Raw genomic sequence first — 15,642 nt, 5'->3', positions numbered from 1 at the left:
GAGGGTTTGTTTTGAATGATTTAGAATATACTTATGCGGTTGCGCGTATACGTGCTTTGGAGAACTCTCTGTTTTCTAATTCTGAGATTGAGCGTTTGCTGGCGTGTCCGGATGAGGAACAGTGCCTGCAGCTTCTGAGTGAAAGAGGCTGGGGAGACGGAACTGGATCTATGGATGTTTCAGCAATGTTAAAAAGAGAAGAGGAAAAGACCTGGGAAGTGATCAGGGAGCTTGCACCGGATATGTCGGTGTTTGACGTACTTTCATATCCTAAGCTGTATCATAATTTGAAAGCAGCGGTTAAGCAGGTTTGCACCGAGGTAGAAAGTGAGAATATTTTCTATGAAGATTGCTCCATTCCAGGCCGGGAGATGCTTCAGATTGTGAAAAACAAGGAGTGGGCACGTCTTCCGGGAAATATGGGAGAGACGGCGGCAGAGGCTTATGATACACTGCTCCACACAAGAGACGGACAGTTGTGTGACGTGATTGTGGACCGGGCGGCGCTTGATGCGATTTATGAGGCAGGCAGGAGAGCAGAAGATGAGATTATCCAAAACTATGCTGAGTCTACTGTGGCAATTGCCAATATTAAAATTGCAGTGCGCTCACAGAAAACCGCAAAATCAGTTGATTTTATGAAACGTGCAATGGCTCCGTGCCAGAGCGTTAATGTAGAACAGTTAGCCAGGGCAGCAGCCGGAGGCATGGATGCAATCCGGGATTACCTTTCCGGGACGGCTTATGCCGAAGGGGCGAAAGCATTAGAGGAATCTTCATCTGCATTTGAACGATGGTGTGATAATCGTATGATGGAAACAATAAGACCGCAGAAATACAATTCTTTTTCTGTAGGTCCTCTGGTAGCCTATGTGCTGGCCAGAGAAAGTGAAATAAAGACGGTTCGGATTATTATAACCGGGAAACAGAATGGCTTTCCGGAGGAGTCAATCCGGGAAAGGATAAGGGAGATGTATGTATAAGATAGCAATAATCGGTGATTACGACAGTATTTATGGCTTCGCTACGCTGGGTCTTAGTATTTGTCCCGTCCGGACCCGTGAGGAGGCAAGTCAGAAGCTGCGGCAGCTTGCCCGGGGAAAGTATGGAATTATCTATATTACAGAAGCATTTGCTGCAGAGCTGGCTGATGTAATTGAAGAGTATAAGGAGCACACATTGCCCGCAATTATCCAGATACCGGGAGTGTCCGGTAATACTGGAGCAGGGGTGGAGAATGTGAAAAAGACCGTGGAACAGGCAGTCGGGTCAGATATTTTGTTTTCGCAAAAATAAGGTTCGAAAGGACTGAACCTAAGAAATGTAAATATGAAACAACCATGCTGCTAAGTTCGAAAGAACCTCACTAAGCCAGCAGGTTGTACTTCGCTACTAAGGTTCGAAAAGACCGAACCTAAGAAGCATAAGCAGGGAAACATCCATGTTACTAAGACGTGAAAGGATCCCGCCTAAGTCAACAGGATGTACTTTGCTACTAAGGTTCGAAAGGACCGAACCTAAGAAGCATAAGTAAGCAGGAGGTGGATTAATCAGAATGAGCACAGGCATAGTTAAGAAAGTAGCAGGCCCTCTGGTTATTGCAGAGGGAATGCGTGATGCGAACATGTTTGACGTAGTTCGTGTAAGTAACCAAAGATTGATTGGTGAAATTTTAGAGATACATGGGGACGAGGCTTCTATACAGGTTTATGAGGAGACATCCGGACTGGGACCAGGGGAACCGGTGGAGTCCATGAATGTGCCGATGTCCGTGGAGTTAGGGCCGGGACTTATTTCCAGTATCTATGATGGAATCCAGAGACCGCTGGACGATATCATGAAGATTTCGGGGAATAACCTGAAACGAGGGGTGGAGGTTCCATCTTTAAAAAGGGACATGAAATGGGAATTTGTTCCCACAGCCTCTGTTGGAGATGAAGTGGAGGCAGGGGATATCATTGGAACAGTTCAGGAAACCCCTGTTGTTCAGCAGAAAATTATGGTGCCATATGGTACAAAAGGCAAGATCAAAGAAATAAAGGCGGGAGAGTTTACCGTAGAAGAAACAATTGCGGTTGTGGAAACGGCCCAGGGAGACCAGAACCTTACAATGATGCAGAGATGGCCGGTCCGCAGGGGACGCCCGTATCAAAAGAAGCTTCCTCCTAAAATGCCCCTTATAACCGGACAGAGGGTTGTCGATACCTTCTTTCCGATTGCAAAAGGCGGCGTGGCGGCAGTTCCAGGCCCCTTCGGAAGTGGGAAGACGGTTATACAGCATCAGTTAGCCAAGTGGGCGGAGGCTGATATTGTTGTCTATATCGGATGCGGCGAGCGTGGAAATGAAATGACGGACGTTCTAAATGAATTTCCGGAATTGAAGGACCCAAAAACAGGCCAGTCACTGATGCAGAGAACGGTATTGATTGCAAATACATCGGATATGCCTGTTGCGGCCCGTGAGGCATCTATCTACACGGGTATTACAATTGCAGAGTATTTCCGTGATATGGGATATTCGGTTGCATTAATGGCAGACTCCACATCCCGCTGGGCAGAGGCTCTTAGAGAAATGTCAGGACGTTTGGAAGAGATGCCTGGTGAAGAAGGTTACCCTGCATACCTGGGGAGCCGTCTGGCACAGTTCTACGAGCGTGCAGGACAGGTGATTTCCCTTGGAAAAGAGGGGAGAGAAGGAGCATTGTCGGTAATCGGCGCGGTTTCCCCTCCGGGAGGAGATATTTCCGAACCGGTATCACAGGCTACCCTGCGTATCGTAAAGGTATTCTGGGGACTGGATTCTGCACTTGCTTATAAAAGACATTTTCCGGCTATTAACTGGCTGAACAGTTATTCTTTGTATCTGGACGACATGAAGAAATGGTTCAATGAAAAGGTTGCTTCTGACTGGATGGAAAACCGCCAGAAGATGATGAGCCTTTTACAGGAAGAGGCAGAACTGGAAGAAATCGTAAAAATGGTTGGTATGGATGCCCTTTCCGCGGGTGACAGGCTGAAGATGGAAGCAGCACGTTCTATCAGGGAAGATTTCCTGCATCAGAACTCTTTCCATGAAGTTGATACCTATACCTCATTGAAAAAACAGTATATGATGATGAACCTGGTTATGGCATTTTACGAGCAGGCAGTGGAAGCGCTGGGAGAAGGTGCATCCCTGCAGAAGCTGATAAGTATGCCTGTCCGGGAGCAGATTGGACGTTTTAAATATACGCTGGAAGACAATCTGGATGAAGCGTATGAAGAAGTAAAGAAAGAACTAAGTGTAGAGGTTGCAAATACACTGGGGAAGGAGGACTTCTAAATGCCAAAAGAGTATAGAACCATACAGGAAGTAGCCGGCCCTTTGATGTTAGTGCGCGGTGTTGAAAATGTTTCCTATGACGAGTTGGGAGAGATAGAGCTTGCAAGCGGTGAAATCCGCCGCTGTAAGGTACTGGAGATTGATGGTGGTGACGCTCTGGTACAGTTGTTTGAAAGTGCAACGGGGGTGAATCTTTCCAATAGTAAAGTACGTTTCCTGGGCCGAAGCATGGAGCTTGGTGTATCTGAAGATATGCTGGGCCGCGTTTTTGACGGTCTGGGACGTCCCATAGATGAGGGTCCGGAAATATTGCCGGATGCACGCATGGATACCAATGGACTGCCTATGAATCCGGCCGCAAGGAGTTATCCGGAAGAATTTATCCAGACAGGTGTTTCTGCCATCGATGGACTGAATACACTGGTCCGCGGACAGAAGCTGCCTATTTTCTCTGCATCAGGTCTGCCTCATGCACAGTTGGCGGCACAAATTGCAAGACAGGCAAAAGTATTAGGCAGTGGTGAGAACTTTGCCGTTGTGTTTGCGGCAATGGGAATTACATTTGAGGAGTCTAACTTCTTTATTGAAAGTTTCAAGGAAACAGGAGCTATCGACAGAACTGTCCTGTTTGTAAACCTGGCAAATGACCCTGCCATTGAGCGTATTGCAACGCCCCGTATGGCTTTGACAGCAGCAGAATATCTGGCGTTTGAAAAGGATATGCACGTTCTGGTTATTCTGACAGACATTACAAACTATGCGGATGCACTGCGTGAGGTTTCCGCAGCCCGAAAAGAAGTTCCGGGACGCCGTGGCTATCCGGGCTATATGTACACGGATCTTGCTTCACTGTATGAGAGAGCCGGACGCCAGAGGGGCAAGGCGGGAAGTATCACTATGATACCAATCCTGAGTATGCCTGAGGATGATAAGACGCATCCGATTCCTGATTTGACGGGATATATTACAGAGGGACAGATTATTCTGAGCCGTGATTTATACCGGAAGGGAGTTACTCCTCCTATTGATGTGCTTCCGTCCCTGTCGCGTCTTAAGGATAAAGGTATCGGTGCAGGAAAGACCCGTGAGGATCATTCTAACACCATGAACCAGCTATTCGCGGCATATGCGCGGGGGAAAGATGCGAAGGAACTGATGGTGATTCTTGGAGAAGCAGCATTGACAGAGATTGACTTGCTGTATGCGAAATTTGCAGATGCATTTGAGGCAGAATATGTGTCTCAGGGGTATACCTCAGACCGTAGTATACAAGAAACACTGGATATTGGATGGAAATTACTCTCCATGCTGCCAAGAGCGGAACTGAAACGTATTGACGACAAGTTCCTGGATATATACTACGGAAAGAAAGACTGAATCTAAGAAGCTAAGGTTCGAAAGGACCGGACCTAAGAAGCATAAGCGAGGAAACAACCATGCTGCTAAGTTCGAAAGGACCTCACTAAGCCAGCAGGTTGTACTTTGCTGCTAAGGTTCGAAAAGACCGAACCTAAGAAGCATAAGCAGGGAGGTGATGATATTTGGCATCAACACAGGTAAACCCCACCCGTATGGAACTGACCCGGCTGAAAAAGAAACGCATCACAGCAATCCGCGGCCATAAGCTGCTGAAAGACAAACGTGATGAGCTGATGCGCCAGTATCTGGATCTGGTCCGGGAAAACATGGAAGTACGTCTAAGGGTAGAGGCAGGGATTCTTTCTGCCAATAAGAACTTTGTCATTGCCAAAGCAGGCATGTCGGAGGCAGCACTTAATACTGCCCTTATGGCGCCAAAACAGGAAGTCAACTTGTCTGCCGGCAAGAAGAATGTTATGAGTGTAAATATACCGGCTTTCGATTATGAAACTAGGACTGCAGACGAGAACGATATCTATTCCTACGGTTTTGCGTTTACTTCCAGTGATCTGGATGGAGCCGTTAAGTCTCTGGCAGATGTCCTGCCGGATATGATAAGGCTTGCGGAGTGCGAAAAGGCATGTCAGCTTATGGCAGCAGAGATTGAAAAGACAAGAAGGCGCGTAAATGCGCTGGAGCATGTCATCATTCCGGAGACAGAGAAGAATATCAAGTATATTACCATGAAATTAGATGAAAATGAGAGAAGTACTCAGGTTCGTCTGATGAAGGTAAAAGATATGATGTTGGAAGAGACCTATCATTATAAAGAACAGGCCTGAGAGAAGAAACAAACAAAAAGGCATTTTTCATTAACAGTCCTCCAATAAGGATGTTTACAAAGACCATAGTTGTTGAGCGCATAGCCAAACAGCTGCTGGTGAATTGTAAAGAATCTTTATTGGAGGATTTTATTATTTGCAGGTACATGACCAAAGAATGATTTGAGCTTTTCACAGCCTTCAGAATTAAGGGGATAGTTCCCGATTGCTTCTCCATTTTCAAAATGTAACACATGGGTACAGCATTCCATAACAACCTCCAGGTCATGTGTAATCAGAAATACTGTTTTCCCCTGTGTTTTCAGGAGTTCTATATTTTGTGCGACCTCTTTCATGTGATATAGGTCGAGGCCACTTGTAGGCTCATCAAAAATAATAATGTTCCGCTGACTGGCAACAGCTCCGGCAATGGCTACCCTTTGCTTCTGCCCGCCGGAAAGCGACATGGGGTGCAGATCTTTCAAAGGAAGCAGATCGAGGCTGTCAAGAATCTGCCCGGCTGCTGCCTCCTCTGGGTTTTCCATACTAAGCAGTACTTCATCCAATACGCTCTCAGTAAAAAGCTGATGATTTACATCCTGCATGACCATATAAGATTTTTTAAGCAGCTGCCTTGTCCGCAGCGTTTGATTTCCCTTTTCTACTGCGCCGCCGAATTTTTTCTCCAACCCGCACAGACACCGGGCAAAAGTGGATTTTCCTGCTCCGTTTTTTCCGACAATGGCAATAACAGCGTTTCTGGGGATTGAAAAATTCTTCATATTGAGTGTAGGCCCGGCAGCATTCTTGTAAGTATAAGAAAACCCCGAAAGAGCCATAGCCTCGTTTGATTCAGGTAGTGTGCCGTGCTTTTTTTCGATGTCCGAAAGGGACAGCGGGCGCAGCCCCATCTCCGTGAGAACATCCGGTGAGAGAGATTGGAATGTCTCAGCGGTATATTCTCTGGCGATGATACCATCTTTCATATAAATCACCCGGTCAATTAACTCCCGAAGGTAATACAGCCGGTGTTCAGCGATGATGATGGTTTTGCCTTTCTTTTTCCACATTTCAATGAGCCTGCGCAAATCCTCCACCACATTTGTGTCCAGATTAGAAGATGGCTCATCCAGCACAAGAATTGGAGGATTGGACGCCGCAACGGATGCACAGGCGATTTTCTGCTTTTCGCCACCGGAGAGTTTAAAGATGCTCCGATTCATCAGGCTTTCGATATTGAACTCACGCACCGTTTGATCGAGCCGTGCAAAAATTTCAGGAACAGTCAGTGCCATGTTTTCACAGCCGAAGGCAATTTCGCTGGTAGTGCTGACGTTAAAGAATTGGGAACGAGGATTTTGAAAAACTGAACCCACCAGCCGGGATGTCTTATTCAGTGGCAGCTCATGGATTTTTTGTTCACCGATCAGAACCTCGCCGCTCATCTGCCCCTCGTAGTAATGGGGGATGAGGCCATTTATCAGCCGGGTCACCGTTGTTTTGCCGCAGCCGGACTCACCGCACAGCAGTACGACCTCACCTTCGCCGACGGCCAGATTAATATTTTTTATTCCACTCTCCCGTTCACTTCCCGCATAGGAAAAGGATACATCTTTCAGATTAATCATGGGAATACCCCCTTTATAGAATGAAAAACAGGATTGCGGCCGCCGTTGCCCAGAGGCCAAACACAGCATCCTGTACACCAAATCCGATTTTATATATATTAGTGCGCTCTCCTGTGATGCTTAAACCTCTTGTAAGTGCCGCAGCCGACAGCTCGTTGCCGATCCTGGCAATCGACATCATCAGGGGAACGAGACGGTATTCCAGCATAGCCAGTGGACTTCCCCGAAAACCAATGCCGCGCATGCGCATGGCGTCATTGATGGCGTGGTATTCCTCCCCAATGGTTGGGAAAAAGCGAAATATAACTGCAAGAGGGATAACGATTTTCCGTGTAATATGCATCCGTTCCATTGCTGCAATAAATGCGCTGACTTCCATCGTCCTGATTAAATAATAGGCCATGATGACGATTGGAACAAGCCTGTTAAGCATCTGCGCGGTAAAGCGCATCAGAAGTCCCCACAGTCCGGCGGCATATGCGGTAAGATAAGTTTCAGCCAATTGTCCCACCACATATAAAACGGCGTAGATAAAACTTTGTTTCCATTTCCCGGCACTGCACAGCAATGCAAAGGGGATGGCTGCCAGTGCTCCTTTTGCTATCAGCTGGAAGCCGCTGGGATTTGTAGCGAATATAACAATATTTATGAGCAGCAGAAGGTATACCGTGGTTCGCGGGTCAAGCTGTATACCTTCCGCTGTTTTAATTAGCAACCTCTCTGGCATTATGCAATCCCTGCCCTTACAAAGTGCCTTTTGAGCACAGCTTTGCCTAAATACGCTCCAATGACGGCTGCAACTGCCGTCAGAACGATAAGCAATATCAGCATCCAGCCCGTGATCAGAGACTCCAGAGATTCGGCGAAAGCGGCGCCCTGCATATCACGCATCATTTCAAAATAACTGTCTTTCATAATCCACATGGGGAGCATCGAGCCGATTACCCATTGGCTGAACATGCAAAAGCACACAACCATATACTTCCAGTTTTTATACTCTCCGGCCTTACATATCAGGTCGGCAAGCAGACCGCAGAGAAGGCCGGTGACAATTGCATACCATCCCTGTCCAAAGGCAAAGGTCAGAATACCCAAAAGCACGCCCATAATGGTAATCATGCCAAAGGTCTTTGTCTTAGTTAAAAAGAGAACAAATGGAATCCCGCAGAGAAGCGCAACCACAAGCGGAAACAGCACTGAGAAGATGGGAATGTACCCCAAAAAGCCAGCTGCGACCAGTAAGATATAATAAATTGCAGTGAAGATGCCTACATTAATCAAATCCTTGACATCCAGTTTTTTCTTACTCATTTCAATAACCTCCAATCTAAAAATTAGTAACAGTTCAGCCATAAGCCCGATTATGCACAGCTTTATTCGCTGGCGATTTTCCAGCCCACGGCCTTTTCGCGGACATGAATAAAGTCTGCGTAGAGCCCCTTTTCTGCGAACAACTTATCGTGTGTACCTGTTTGCACGATTTTCCCTGCATCCAGCACGATGATCTGGTCGGCATTTCGTACTGTTTTGAGACGGTGCGCAATCATAATAACAGTCTTGTCTCTGGTCAGGGACCCGATTGCCTGCTGCAGAGCATTCTCGTTTTCAGGATCTACATTGGCAGTTGCCTCATCAAATATAATGATGGGTGCATCCTTCAAAAGTGCACGTGCAATGGAGATGCGCTGCTTTTCCCCGCCAGAAAGCGTAGCACCGCCTTCGCCGATGACCGTGTCATAGCCTTTGGGCAGCAGGCTTATAAAATCATGGCAGCAGGCTTTTTTTGCGGCTTCTCTGACTTCTTCCGGGGTCGCCTCAGGCTTTCCCAGCCGGATATTATTGGCGATGGTATCATTGAACAAATATACCTGCTGAAAGACCATACTGATATTTTGCAGGAGGCCGTCCAGCTTGTATTGCCGGACATCTGTACCGCCCAGGGTAATACTGCCTTGGTCCACATCCCAGAAACGGGCGATCAAGCTGCACAGCGTGGTCTTTCCGCTGCCGGATGGCCCGACAATGGCTGTGGTGGTTTTTGCAGGTATCTTAAGGCTGACATGGTTGATAATGATTTTTTCGCCATAGGAGAAGGATACATCATTGAAAACAATATCCATACTTCCAGGGGGGTGCTGCGTTCCTTCAAGGTCCATGACAGGTGTTTTCTGTATTTCATTTACCCGGTCAATGGAGGCGTCAATCAGACGCAGGAAAGCTGACATACTGCCGCCGCTTTCCAGCTCACTGAACACAATGAAGCCGGAGAGAAGCATCAGCAGGCAGATGGAAAGATCCATGACCCCATAAAGATACAGTACTACCGACAGAGTGATTATAATTGTGCTGATAACGCGCAGGACAAGCTGCTGCACAGTCATAAAAGGGATGGTCTTTTTTTCGAGACCAATGTTCATGCGCTCGCTGTCGGCGATTGCCCGGCGGATTTTCTGTCCCGCCGATGCTTCGATTCCGAAGGATTTTACAACACTCATACCCTGTATGTATTCCAGTACCGCATCCACCAGCTCGGCCTGGGCCTCCTGCCTGATCTGTGATGCCTTGTGTGCGCGCTTGTGAAGCAATATATTAATGAGCAAAAACAATACCAGCCCAGTAATTGCAATCAGCCCAATCCGCCACTCAAAAATGGTCAGTGCAAGGGTCATGACAAATCCGTGGATTAGACCGTTGAGATAGTTAACGATAATACGGGGTGCGGTGTTTTCAATATCCTCCATAGTAGAGGTCGCCGCAGCAGTAATGTTGCCCAGACTGCGGCTGTTAAAATACCCCATAGGCATAAGCTTCAGGCGGTCACCAATATGTATGCGCTTATCCCCGCTCATGATATAGCATCCGGAAGACTGGCTGCTTTGGGCCAAATGCCGCATTACAATGGTGCCAACGACACTTACCAGCATGATTCCCAGAGCTGCCAGCGCTGTTGTGTGGGTCACGGAATCCGTTGCAACCCCACGCAGTACAATGGCAATGGCAAGAAGCTCAATAGATGCAAAAACGGACTTGAACAGGGTAAGGACAATGCTTTTCACCCATTTTGACTTCTGGCTGTCCGCGAACCGGAAGAACTTTTTCAAGATGTCAATCAAAGATATTCCTCCCCTCAAGATGCGTCGGCCGCTTCCATGTGTGCTGTAAACATACGGTGGTACAGTTTACATTCCTCCAGAAGCACGTTATGGGTTCCCTCCGCCAGAACCCTGCCGTTTTCAATGACTACAATTTTATCAGAATCGGTGATGGTGGACAGCCGGTGGGCAATGACTATCAGCGTTTTTCCGAGAATGAGCCTGGATACGGCCTCCTGGATTACAGCTTCATTTTCCGGGTCGGTGTAGGCGGTTGCCTCATCAAAAATAATAATGTTTGCGTCCTTGAGCATGGACCGGGCAATCGCAATTCGCTGCCGCTCTCCACCAGAAAGGTGGCCTCCGGCCCCACCGGCAATGGTCTCGTAGCCGTGTTCCAGCTTCATAATAAAGTCTTGACATCCGGACGCTTTCGCAGCAGCTTCGACCTCCTCGTCCGAGGCGCCTGGTTTTCCCATTCGGATATTGTTGCGGATGGTATCGTTAAATAAGTAGTTATCCTGGGACACATAGGAAATCTCGTTCATAATCTGTTCCAGTGGTATATCACGGACATCTATGCCGCCCAGAGTAATGCGCCCTTTGTTTACATCCCAGAAAGAGGCGATGAGTTTTGCAATGGTGGATTTTCCTCCCCCGGATGGCCCGACAAAGGCTGTAATGGAACCCTCCTTGATTTCCAGATTCACGTCCGATAGTATCTCTTCTTTCCCGTAGGAAAATCCGATATGTTCAAGAACAATATTCCGGTTCTCAAACTTTTTGTTTTCCTTCGGCCGGTTTAGTTCCGGCAAATCCAGCACCTGTCCCACTTCTGCTACAACAGCACCAATTTTTGCGATATCATCCGTATAAATCATGGCGGATAGAATTGGCGCGGAGATGCCAAGAGAAAGGATTGTAATTGTGATAAATTCCCCGCCCCCCAATGAGCCGTTTATGTAAAACAGGCACCCGACAGGCAGTACTCCCAGCAGCACAGCCGGCCAGACTCCCTGGGAAATGGCAGAATATACTTGTGTGGAGCGAATCCAGTCCAAAACTACGTTCACATTAGTTTTTACTGAATCTGTGAACTTCGCATAAGAATTTGCAGACTGATTAAAGGCTTTGATGACTTCAATACCGTTTATGTATTCCACCATGGTTCCGCTCATGTGCTTGCCTGCCCTCATAACGCTATCGTACTTTTCGCGGTAATCTCTCATCATCATCACGTAGAAGATAAACCCAATTGGAAGTGTGATAAGCGAGACTAACGCCATACGCCAGTCCAAAATAAACATGTACACGATAATACCCAGCGGAATCAAAAGATTGGAGGTCATTTCCGGCAGCACATGTGCCAGTGGCGTCTCCAGACTGTCTGCCTTTTCCACAATGATGTTCTTGAATTGGCCGGATGGCGTTTCAAGTACGCACCCCATGGGGACGCGGGCCAGTTTCCGGACCAGTTTGGTACGTACTTCCGCGATAACTGAAAATGTTGCCTCGTGGGACAGGGCAGTCGACCAGTTCATGCAAAGTGTTTTGATGATAAGGCCAACGCCTGAAATGCCACACCACATTAAATAAAATCCCACATCCTTTCTTGTCTCTGCCAGCAGGTTGATGATAATCTGGGACACGCCTGCATAGGGGACCAGTCCCCCGGAAACACCAATAACTGCGAGAAGCACCGAGGCAGCATATTTTCCCTTATGGTACGATGCAAAATCCATGAGCCTTTTCAATGGTTTTTTCTTTTTTTCTTTTTCCAAATGTGCTTACCCCTTTTCTTTTTAGCGAACAATTTTGGTTAGCGTTAACTAACTCATAAAATACAAAAATTCAGGGACGAATCCCCGAAGTTTTATCTTATTAGTTCAGTTTTAAACAATGCCTTCCATACCGAATGCCTTTATCCAGCCAGGATATAAAAAACTCATCAGCGTTTTAACATGTGTAATGGCTTTTTCACGTGGATAGTCATGAATGACTACTTCAAATATAGAAGTTACATAGCCGCTTATGAGCATATGAAGCTCATCCTGGGAAATATCTTTCACTGAAAAACCTCTGTTCCTCAGTTCGTCCATAAGTCGGGTCATTTCCTTGACTTCCATCTCAGAGACCTGGTGAACAAAGTTCTGGTACTTTGTACCATCTGAACGGGTTAGCAGGAGCTTGAATTCCTCAAAATGGTCGTAGATAAAGTTTACATACTGCAGGCCTTCCTCCTCGGAGATTACCCAGAATTTTTTGATTTCTTCCGTATCCAGAAGCGCATAGTTGCGCTGCATGGATTCCTCATAGTTGCGGAAATATGTATCCACGAGAGGAGCAACCAGTGCATCGAACATTGCTTCCTTACTTTCAAAATGACGATATAATCCTGCCGCGGACATGCCGGCATCAGCAGCAATCGTTCGGAGAGAAGCGCGTTCAAACCCCTTATCTAAAAATTCCTTTTTGGCGCACGGAATTATTTTTTCCAGCGTCAGGCTTTTATCCCTTGGCATTATTTCATCACTCCTGTTTGTAAACACTGTTAGCTAACGGTGTTTATGGTAACATATGGATTTCTGTTTGTCAAGAGAGTGAATGTTTATTTGTTCTAAAATTACATCAGGATACTGCGATTATTAACGATTATCCCCCCTTTGCATATATTAACCATATAATGTCTTGAAATGGAAGTGTGAATTATGAACCCAAAATTGCCGTATTACATGGCATATCCTATGCCGCTCGCGTATGATGATGAGAAGCTTGAACGCAGAGATTTTGAGTATATGAAGAGTCTATATTCAGATGTAGCAAAGAAAATCCTGCCGCATGTGGAAGGGGAATGTGACAGGATGGAGTACGACAACAGTATGATGTACGATGAGTATCCGGATAAGCTCCAGCTTAGAATTCTGAGCAGCAGGGTTTATGAGAGTGTGCAGAAAGATAAAAGACTTTTCTTCGGACTGCTGGAAGAATATGAGATGGAGGAAGAGGCTGCGGCAGAAGAGAACTCAGAGGAGCAGCAGGCAATGCAGGCTTCAAATTGTCCACCCCAGGTGCCGGATCGTCCGCTGCAGGCTACAAACTATCCCCAGCACTCCACAAACCGCCCGTTGTGGGGACAGGAGCGTTTCAGGCCTGAAAAGCGCCCTCATAACAGGAAGCCGAGAAGAAACCAAAATCCAGATTGGCTGCGCGAACTGATTGATGTAATGCTGTATCAGGAACTGTTCAAACGCAGATGTGATAACCGCCGCTGCAGGCGCAGATTTTACTAATTTAAAAAAGTATGATATAATACACACTATGAGTTAAGATAAAAGGGTGGATATACATATGAAAAGTAATCTTATTTTTATAGGCATGCCTGCAGTAGGAAAAAGTACGGTAGGCGTTGTCGTCGCGAAGCAGCTTGGGATGCAGTTTATTGATACGGACCTGCTGATTCAGAAACAGGAGAAGCGGCATCTGCGAGAGATTATTGCGGATGTTGGAGAAGAAGGTTTTTTGAAAATAGAAAATCAGGTGAACCAGGAGGTTGATGCGGAAAATGCAGTGATTTCACCTGGCGGAAGTATTGTTTACTGTGAAGAAGCAATGAAGCATTTTAAAGAAATCGGAACAGTTGTATATTTAAAGGCCTCTTACCAAACAATAAAAAAGCGGATTCGAAGTCCCAAGAAGCGGGGGGTTGTCTTGAAAGAAGGGCAGTCATTCCGTGACCTGTATAATGAGAGAGTAAAGCTTTTCGAGAAGTATGCGGATATAACCGTTTGTGAAGACGGCTGTGAGATTGAACAGACAATCGAGAATGTTCTGTCGGCAGTCAGGAAATATAACAAATAAGCGGGTTTACCATGGCATGTGAAAAAATGATTTTACAAATGCTAGTTTTATGGTATAATGTCTTAGCATATTGAAAATTAGACTTGAGGATGTAACAGGGGAATAATAAGGGATACGATAATAATATCGGATAATCGAGGTGCAATATGGAGCAATATATTATTAAAGGCGGCAGTCCGCTTGTAGGGGAAGTTGAGATAGGCGGAGCGAAGAATGCCGCGCTTGCTATTCTGGCAGCAGCGATTATGACGGACGAGACTGTCCTGATTGACAATCTGCCGGATGTGAATGATATCAATGTGATGTTGGAAGCCATAGCCGGAATTGGTGCCATGGTGCAGAGAATTGACAGGCATACAGTAAAGATTAACGGAAGCACAGTTGGTGATTTTAGTATAGAATATGATTATATTAAAAAAATTAGAGCGTCTTATTATCTGTTAGGAGCTCTTCTTGGGAAATATAAAAAATCAGAGGTGGCCCTTCCGGGCGGATGCAATATCGGCAGCCGGCCGATTGACCAGCATTTAAAAGGATTTCGTGCTCTTGGAGCCGATGTAGACATTGAACATGGCAAGATTGTGGCGGAGGCTGAGGTGCTCAAGGGAACGCATCTCTATTTTGACGTGGTCACAGTGGGGGCTACCATTAATGTCATGATGGCTGCGGCTATGGCAGAAGGTTTGACAATTATGGAAAATGTGGCAAAAGAGCCTCATGTAGTTGACATGGCTAATTTCCTGAACAGTATGGGTGCAAACATCAAAGGCGCCGGAACCGATGTTATCAAAATCCGCGGGGTAAAATCTCTTCATAAGACGGAATATTCCATCATTCCTGACCAGATTGAGGCAGGAACTTTTATGTTTGCAGCAGCAGCGACAAGAGGAGACGTAACGGTATTAAATGTCATACCAAAGCACTTGGATGCGACCATTTCCAAACTGGTAGATATTGGATGTGAGGTAGAGGAATTTGATGATGCAGTGCGCGTAGTGGCAAAAGGCAGGCTGAGTTCCACCCAGGTTAAGACACTGCCTTATCCCGGATATCCCACAGACATGCAGCCGCAGATAGGAGTGACTCTGGCACTGGCGAAAGGAACAAGTACGATTACAGAAAGTATTTTTGAAAATCGTTTTAAATACTTAGATGAGCTGGCAAGAATGGGTGCGGTGATTAAAGTAGAGGGAAATTCCGCAACAATCGAAGGTGTAGAGAAATTATCGGGCGCAAGAGTAAGTGCCCCTGATTTACGTGCAGGCGCAGCTCTTTGTATTGCCGGGCTGGCAACAGACGGAATCACCATTATTGATGATATTGTTTATATCCAGAGAGGATATGAGAGATTTGAGGATAAACTCCGTTCTTTGGGCGGCATGATTGAAAAGGTGTCCAGTGAAAAGGAGATACAGAAATTTAAGCTGAAGGTCGGTTGAAGTTCTTAAAATTAAAAACGGTTGTTAAACTAGAATCCTAGTTTAACAACCGTTTTTTTATTAAGAAATCTGATTCTTTTAAAAAGTCTTATAAAGAAATGTATTGACAATTCAATATACGGA

General features: G+C 46.2%; 14 protein-coding genes. 8 read left to right on the top strand and 6 right to left on the bottom strand.

Features of this window, described 5'->3' with window-relative positions; genetic code table 11:
* The first annotated feature begins 11 nt into the window (after positions 1-11).
* The 5 genes from A8805_RS10140 to A8805_RS10120 all read left to right on the top strand — a co-directional run bounded on the left by A8805_RS10140 (position 12) and on the right by A8805_RS10120 (position 5,523).
* The gene (locus A8805_RS10140) at positions 12-983 is read left to right on the top strand and encodes a V0D/AC39 family V-type ATPase subunit (RefSeq protein ID WP_109710721.1); all 972 of its coding nucleotides are present in this window, start codon (positions 12-14) and stop codon (positions 981-983) included.
* Entirely contained in the window at positions 976-1,296 is a 321-nt protein-coding gene (locus A8805_RS10135) for a V-type ATP synthase subunit F (protein WP_109710719.1), read from the top strand. Before A8805_RS10140 ends, A8805_RS10135 begins: the two co-directional genes overlap by 8 nt.
* A gap of 259 nt (positions 1,297-1,555) precedes the next feature.
* On the top strand, positions 1,556-3,322 hold the full coding sequence (locus tag A8805_RS10130; RefSeq protein WP_109710717.1) for a V-type ATP synthase subunit A: 1,767 nt from the start codon (positions 1,556-1,558) through the stop codon (positions 3,320-3,322).
* Positions 3,323-4,699 (top strand): V-type ATP synthase subunit B, encoded by a 1,377-nt coding sequence (locus tag A8805_RS10125; protein WP_109710715.1) that lies wholly within the window; start codon positions 3,323-3,325, stop codon positions 4,697-4,699.
* Between the two features lie 164 nt (positions 4,700-4,863).
* The gene (locus A8805_RS10120; protein WP_109710713.1) at positions 4,864-5,523 is read left to right on the top strand and encodes a V-type ATP synthase subunit D; all 660 of its coding nucleotides are present in this window, start codon (positions 4,864-4,866) and stop codon (positions 5,521-5,523) included.
* 116 nt (positions 5,524-5,639) lie between these two features.
* Here A8805_RS10120 and A8805_RS10115 read toward each other — a convergent pair whose 3' ends face one another.
* The 6 genes from A8805_RS10115 to A8805_RS10090 all read right to left on the bottom strand — a co-directional run bounded on the left by A8805_RS10115 (position 5,640) and on the right by A8805_RS10090 (position 12,744).
* Entirely contained in the window at positions 5,640-7,130 is a 1,491-nt protein-coding gene (locus A8805_RS10115) for an ABC transporter ATP-binding protein (protein ID WP_109710711.1), read from the bottom strand.
* A 13-nt stretch (positions 7,131-7,143) separates the two neighbouring features.
* Positions 7,144-7,857, bottom strand: a complete 714-nt coding sequence (locus A8805_RS10110; RefSeq protein WP_109710709.1) for an energy-coupling factor transporter transmembrane component T — start codon at positions 7,855-7,857, stop codon at positions 7,144-7,146.
* Positions 7,857-8,441, bottom strand: a complete 585-nt coding sequence (locus A8805_RS10105; protein WP_109710707.1) for an MptD family putative ECF transporter S component — start codon at positions 8,439-8,441, stop codon at positions 7,857-7,859. Before A8805_RS10105 ends, A8805_RS10110 begins: the two co-directional genes overlap by 1 nt.
* 62 nt (positions 8,442-8,503) lie before the next feature.
* Complete coding sequence (locus A8805_RS10100) at positions 8,504-10,243, bottom strand: ABC transporter ATP-binding protein (protein ID WP_109710705.1); 1,740 nt, start codon at positions 10,241-10,243, stop codon at positions 8,504-8,506.
* Positions 10,244-10,257: 14 nt separating this feature from the next.
* Entirely contained in the window at positions 10,258-12,003 is a 1,746-nt protein-coding gene (locus A8805_RS10095) for an ABC transporter ATP-binding protein (protein ID WP_330405913.1), read from the bottom strand.
* 111 nt (positions 12,004-12,114) lie between these two features.
* Positions 12,115-12,744: a TetR/AcrR family transcriptional regulator gene (locus A8805_RS10090; protein WP_109710702.1), complete on the bottom strand. Its 630-nt coding sequence runs from the start codon at positions 12,742-12,744 to the stop codon at positions 12,115-12,117.
* A 186-nt stretch (positions 12,745-12,930) separates the two neighbouring features.
* Here A8805_RS10090 and A8805_RS23120 point away from each other — a divergent pair, with 186 nt between their 5' ends.
* The 3 genes from A8805_RS23120 (at position 12,931) to A8805_RS10075 (ending at position 15,519) form a co-directional block, all read left to right on the top strand.
* The gene (locus A8805_RS23120) at positions 12,931-13,512 is read left to right on the top strand and encodes a hypothetical protein (protein ID WP_109710701.1); all 582 of its coding nucleotides are present in this window, start codon (positions 12,931-12,933) and stop codon (positions 13,510-13,512) included.
* A gap of 58 nt (positions 13,513-13,570) precedes the next feature.
* Positions 13,571-14,080: a shikimate kinase gene (locus A8805_RS10080; RefSeq protein ID WP_109710699.1), complete on the top strand. Its 510-nt coding sequence runs from the start codon at positions 13,571-13,573 to the stop codon at positions 14,078-14,080.
* A 146-nt stretch (positions 14,081-14,226) separates the two neighbouring features.
* On the top strand, positions 14,227-15,519 hold the full coding sequence (locus A8805_RS10075) for a UDP-N-acetylglucosamine 1-carboxyvinyltransferase (RefSeq protein ID WP_109710697.1): 1,293 nt from the start codon (positions 14,227-14,229) through the stop codon (positions 15,517-15,519).
* Positions 15,520-15,642: the final 123 nt, after the last annotated feature.

Source organism: Faecalicatena contorta (genome assembly GCF_003149105.1).
In the GTDB taxonomy this organism is placed as follows: Bacteria; Bacillota; Clostridia; order Lachnospirales; family Lachnospiraceae; genus Muricomes; species Muricomes contortus_C.
Note: the sequence above shows the minus strand (reverse complement) of the source record. Positions and strands in the feature narration are given on the sequence as shown.

Excerpts from the sequence above, each read along its gene's own strand:
- A8805_RS10135 (WP_109710719.1), top strand. The coding sequence starts at position 976 with ATGTATAAGATAGCAATAATCGGTGATTACGACAGTATTTATGGCTTC.
- A8805_RS10130 (WP_109710717.1), top strand. The coding sequence starts at position 1,556 with ATGAGCACAGGCATAGTTAAGAAAGTAGCAGGCCCTCTGGTTATTGCA.
- A8805_RS10125 (WP_109710715.1), top strand. The coding sequence starts at position 3,323 with ATGCCAAAAGAGTATAGAACCATACAGGAAGTAGCCGGCCCTTTGATG.
- A8805_RS10115 (WP_109710711.1), bottom strand. The coding sequence starts at position 7,130 with ATGATTAATCTGAAAGATGTATCCTTTTCCTATGCGGGAAGTGAACGG.
- A8805_RS10110 (WP_109710709.1), bottom strand. The coding sequence starts at position 7,857 with ATGCCAGAGAGGTTGCTAATTAAAACAGCGGAAGGTATACAGCTTGAC.
- A8805_RS10105 (WP_109710707.1), bottom strand. The coding sequence starts at position 8,441 with ATGAGTAAGAAAAAACTGGATGTCAAGGATTTGATTAATGTAGGCATC.
- A8805_RS10090 (WP_109710702.1), bottom strand. The coding sequence starts at position 12,744 with ATGCCAAGGGATAAAAGCCTGACGCTGGAAAAAATAATTCCGTGCGCC.
- A8805_RS23120 (WP_109710701.1), top strand. The coding sequence starts at position 12,931 with ATGAACCCAAAATTGCCGTATTACATGGCATATCCTATGCCGCTCGCG.
- A8805_RS10080 (WP_109710699.1), top strand. The coding sequence starts at position 13,571 with ATGAAAAGTAATCTTATTTTTATAGGCATGCCTGCAGTAGGAAAAAGT.
- A8805_RS10075 (WP_109710697.1), top strand. The coding sequence starts at position 14,227 with ATGGAGCAATATATTATTAAAGGCGGCAGTCCGCTTGTAGGGGAAGTT.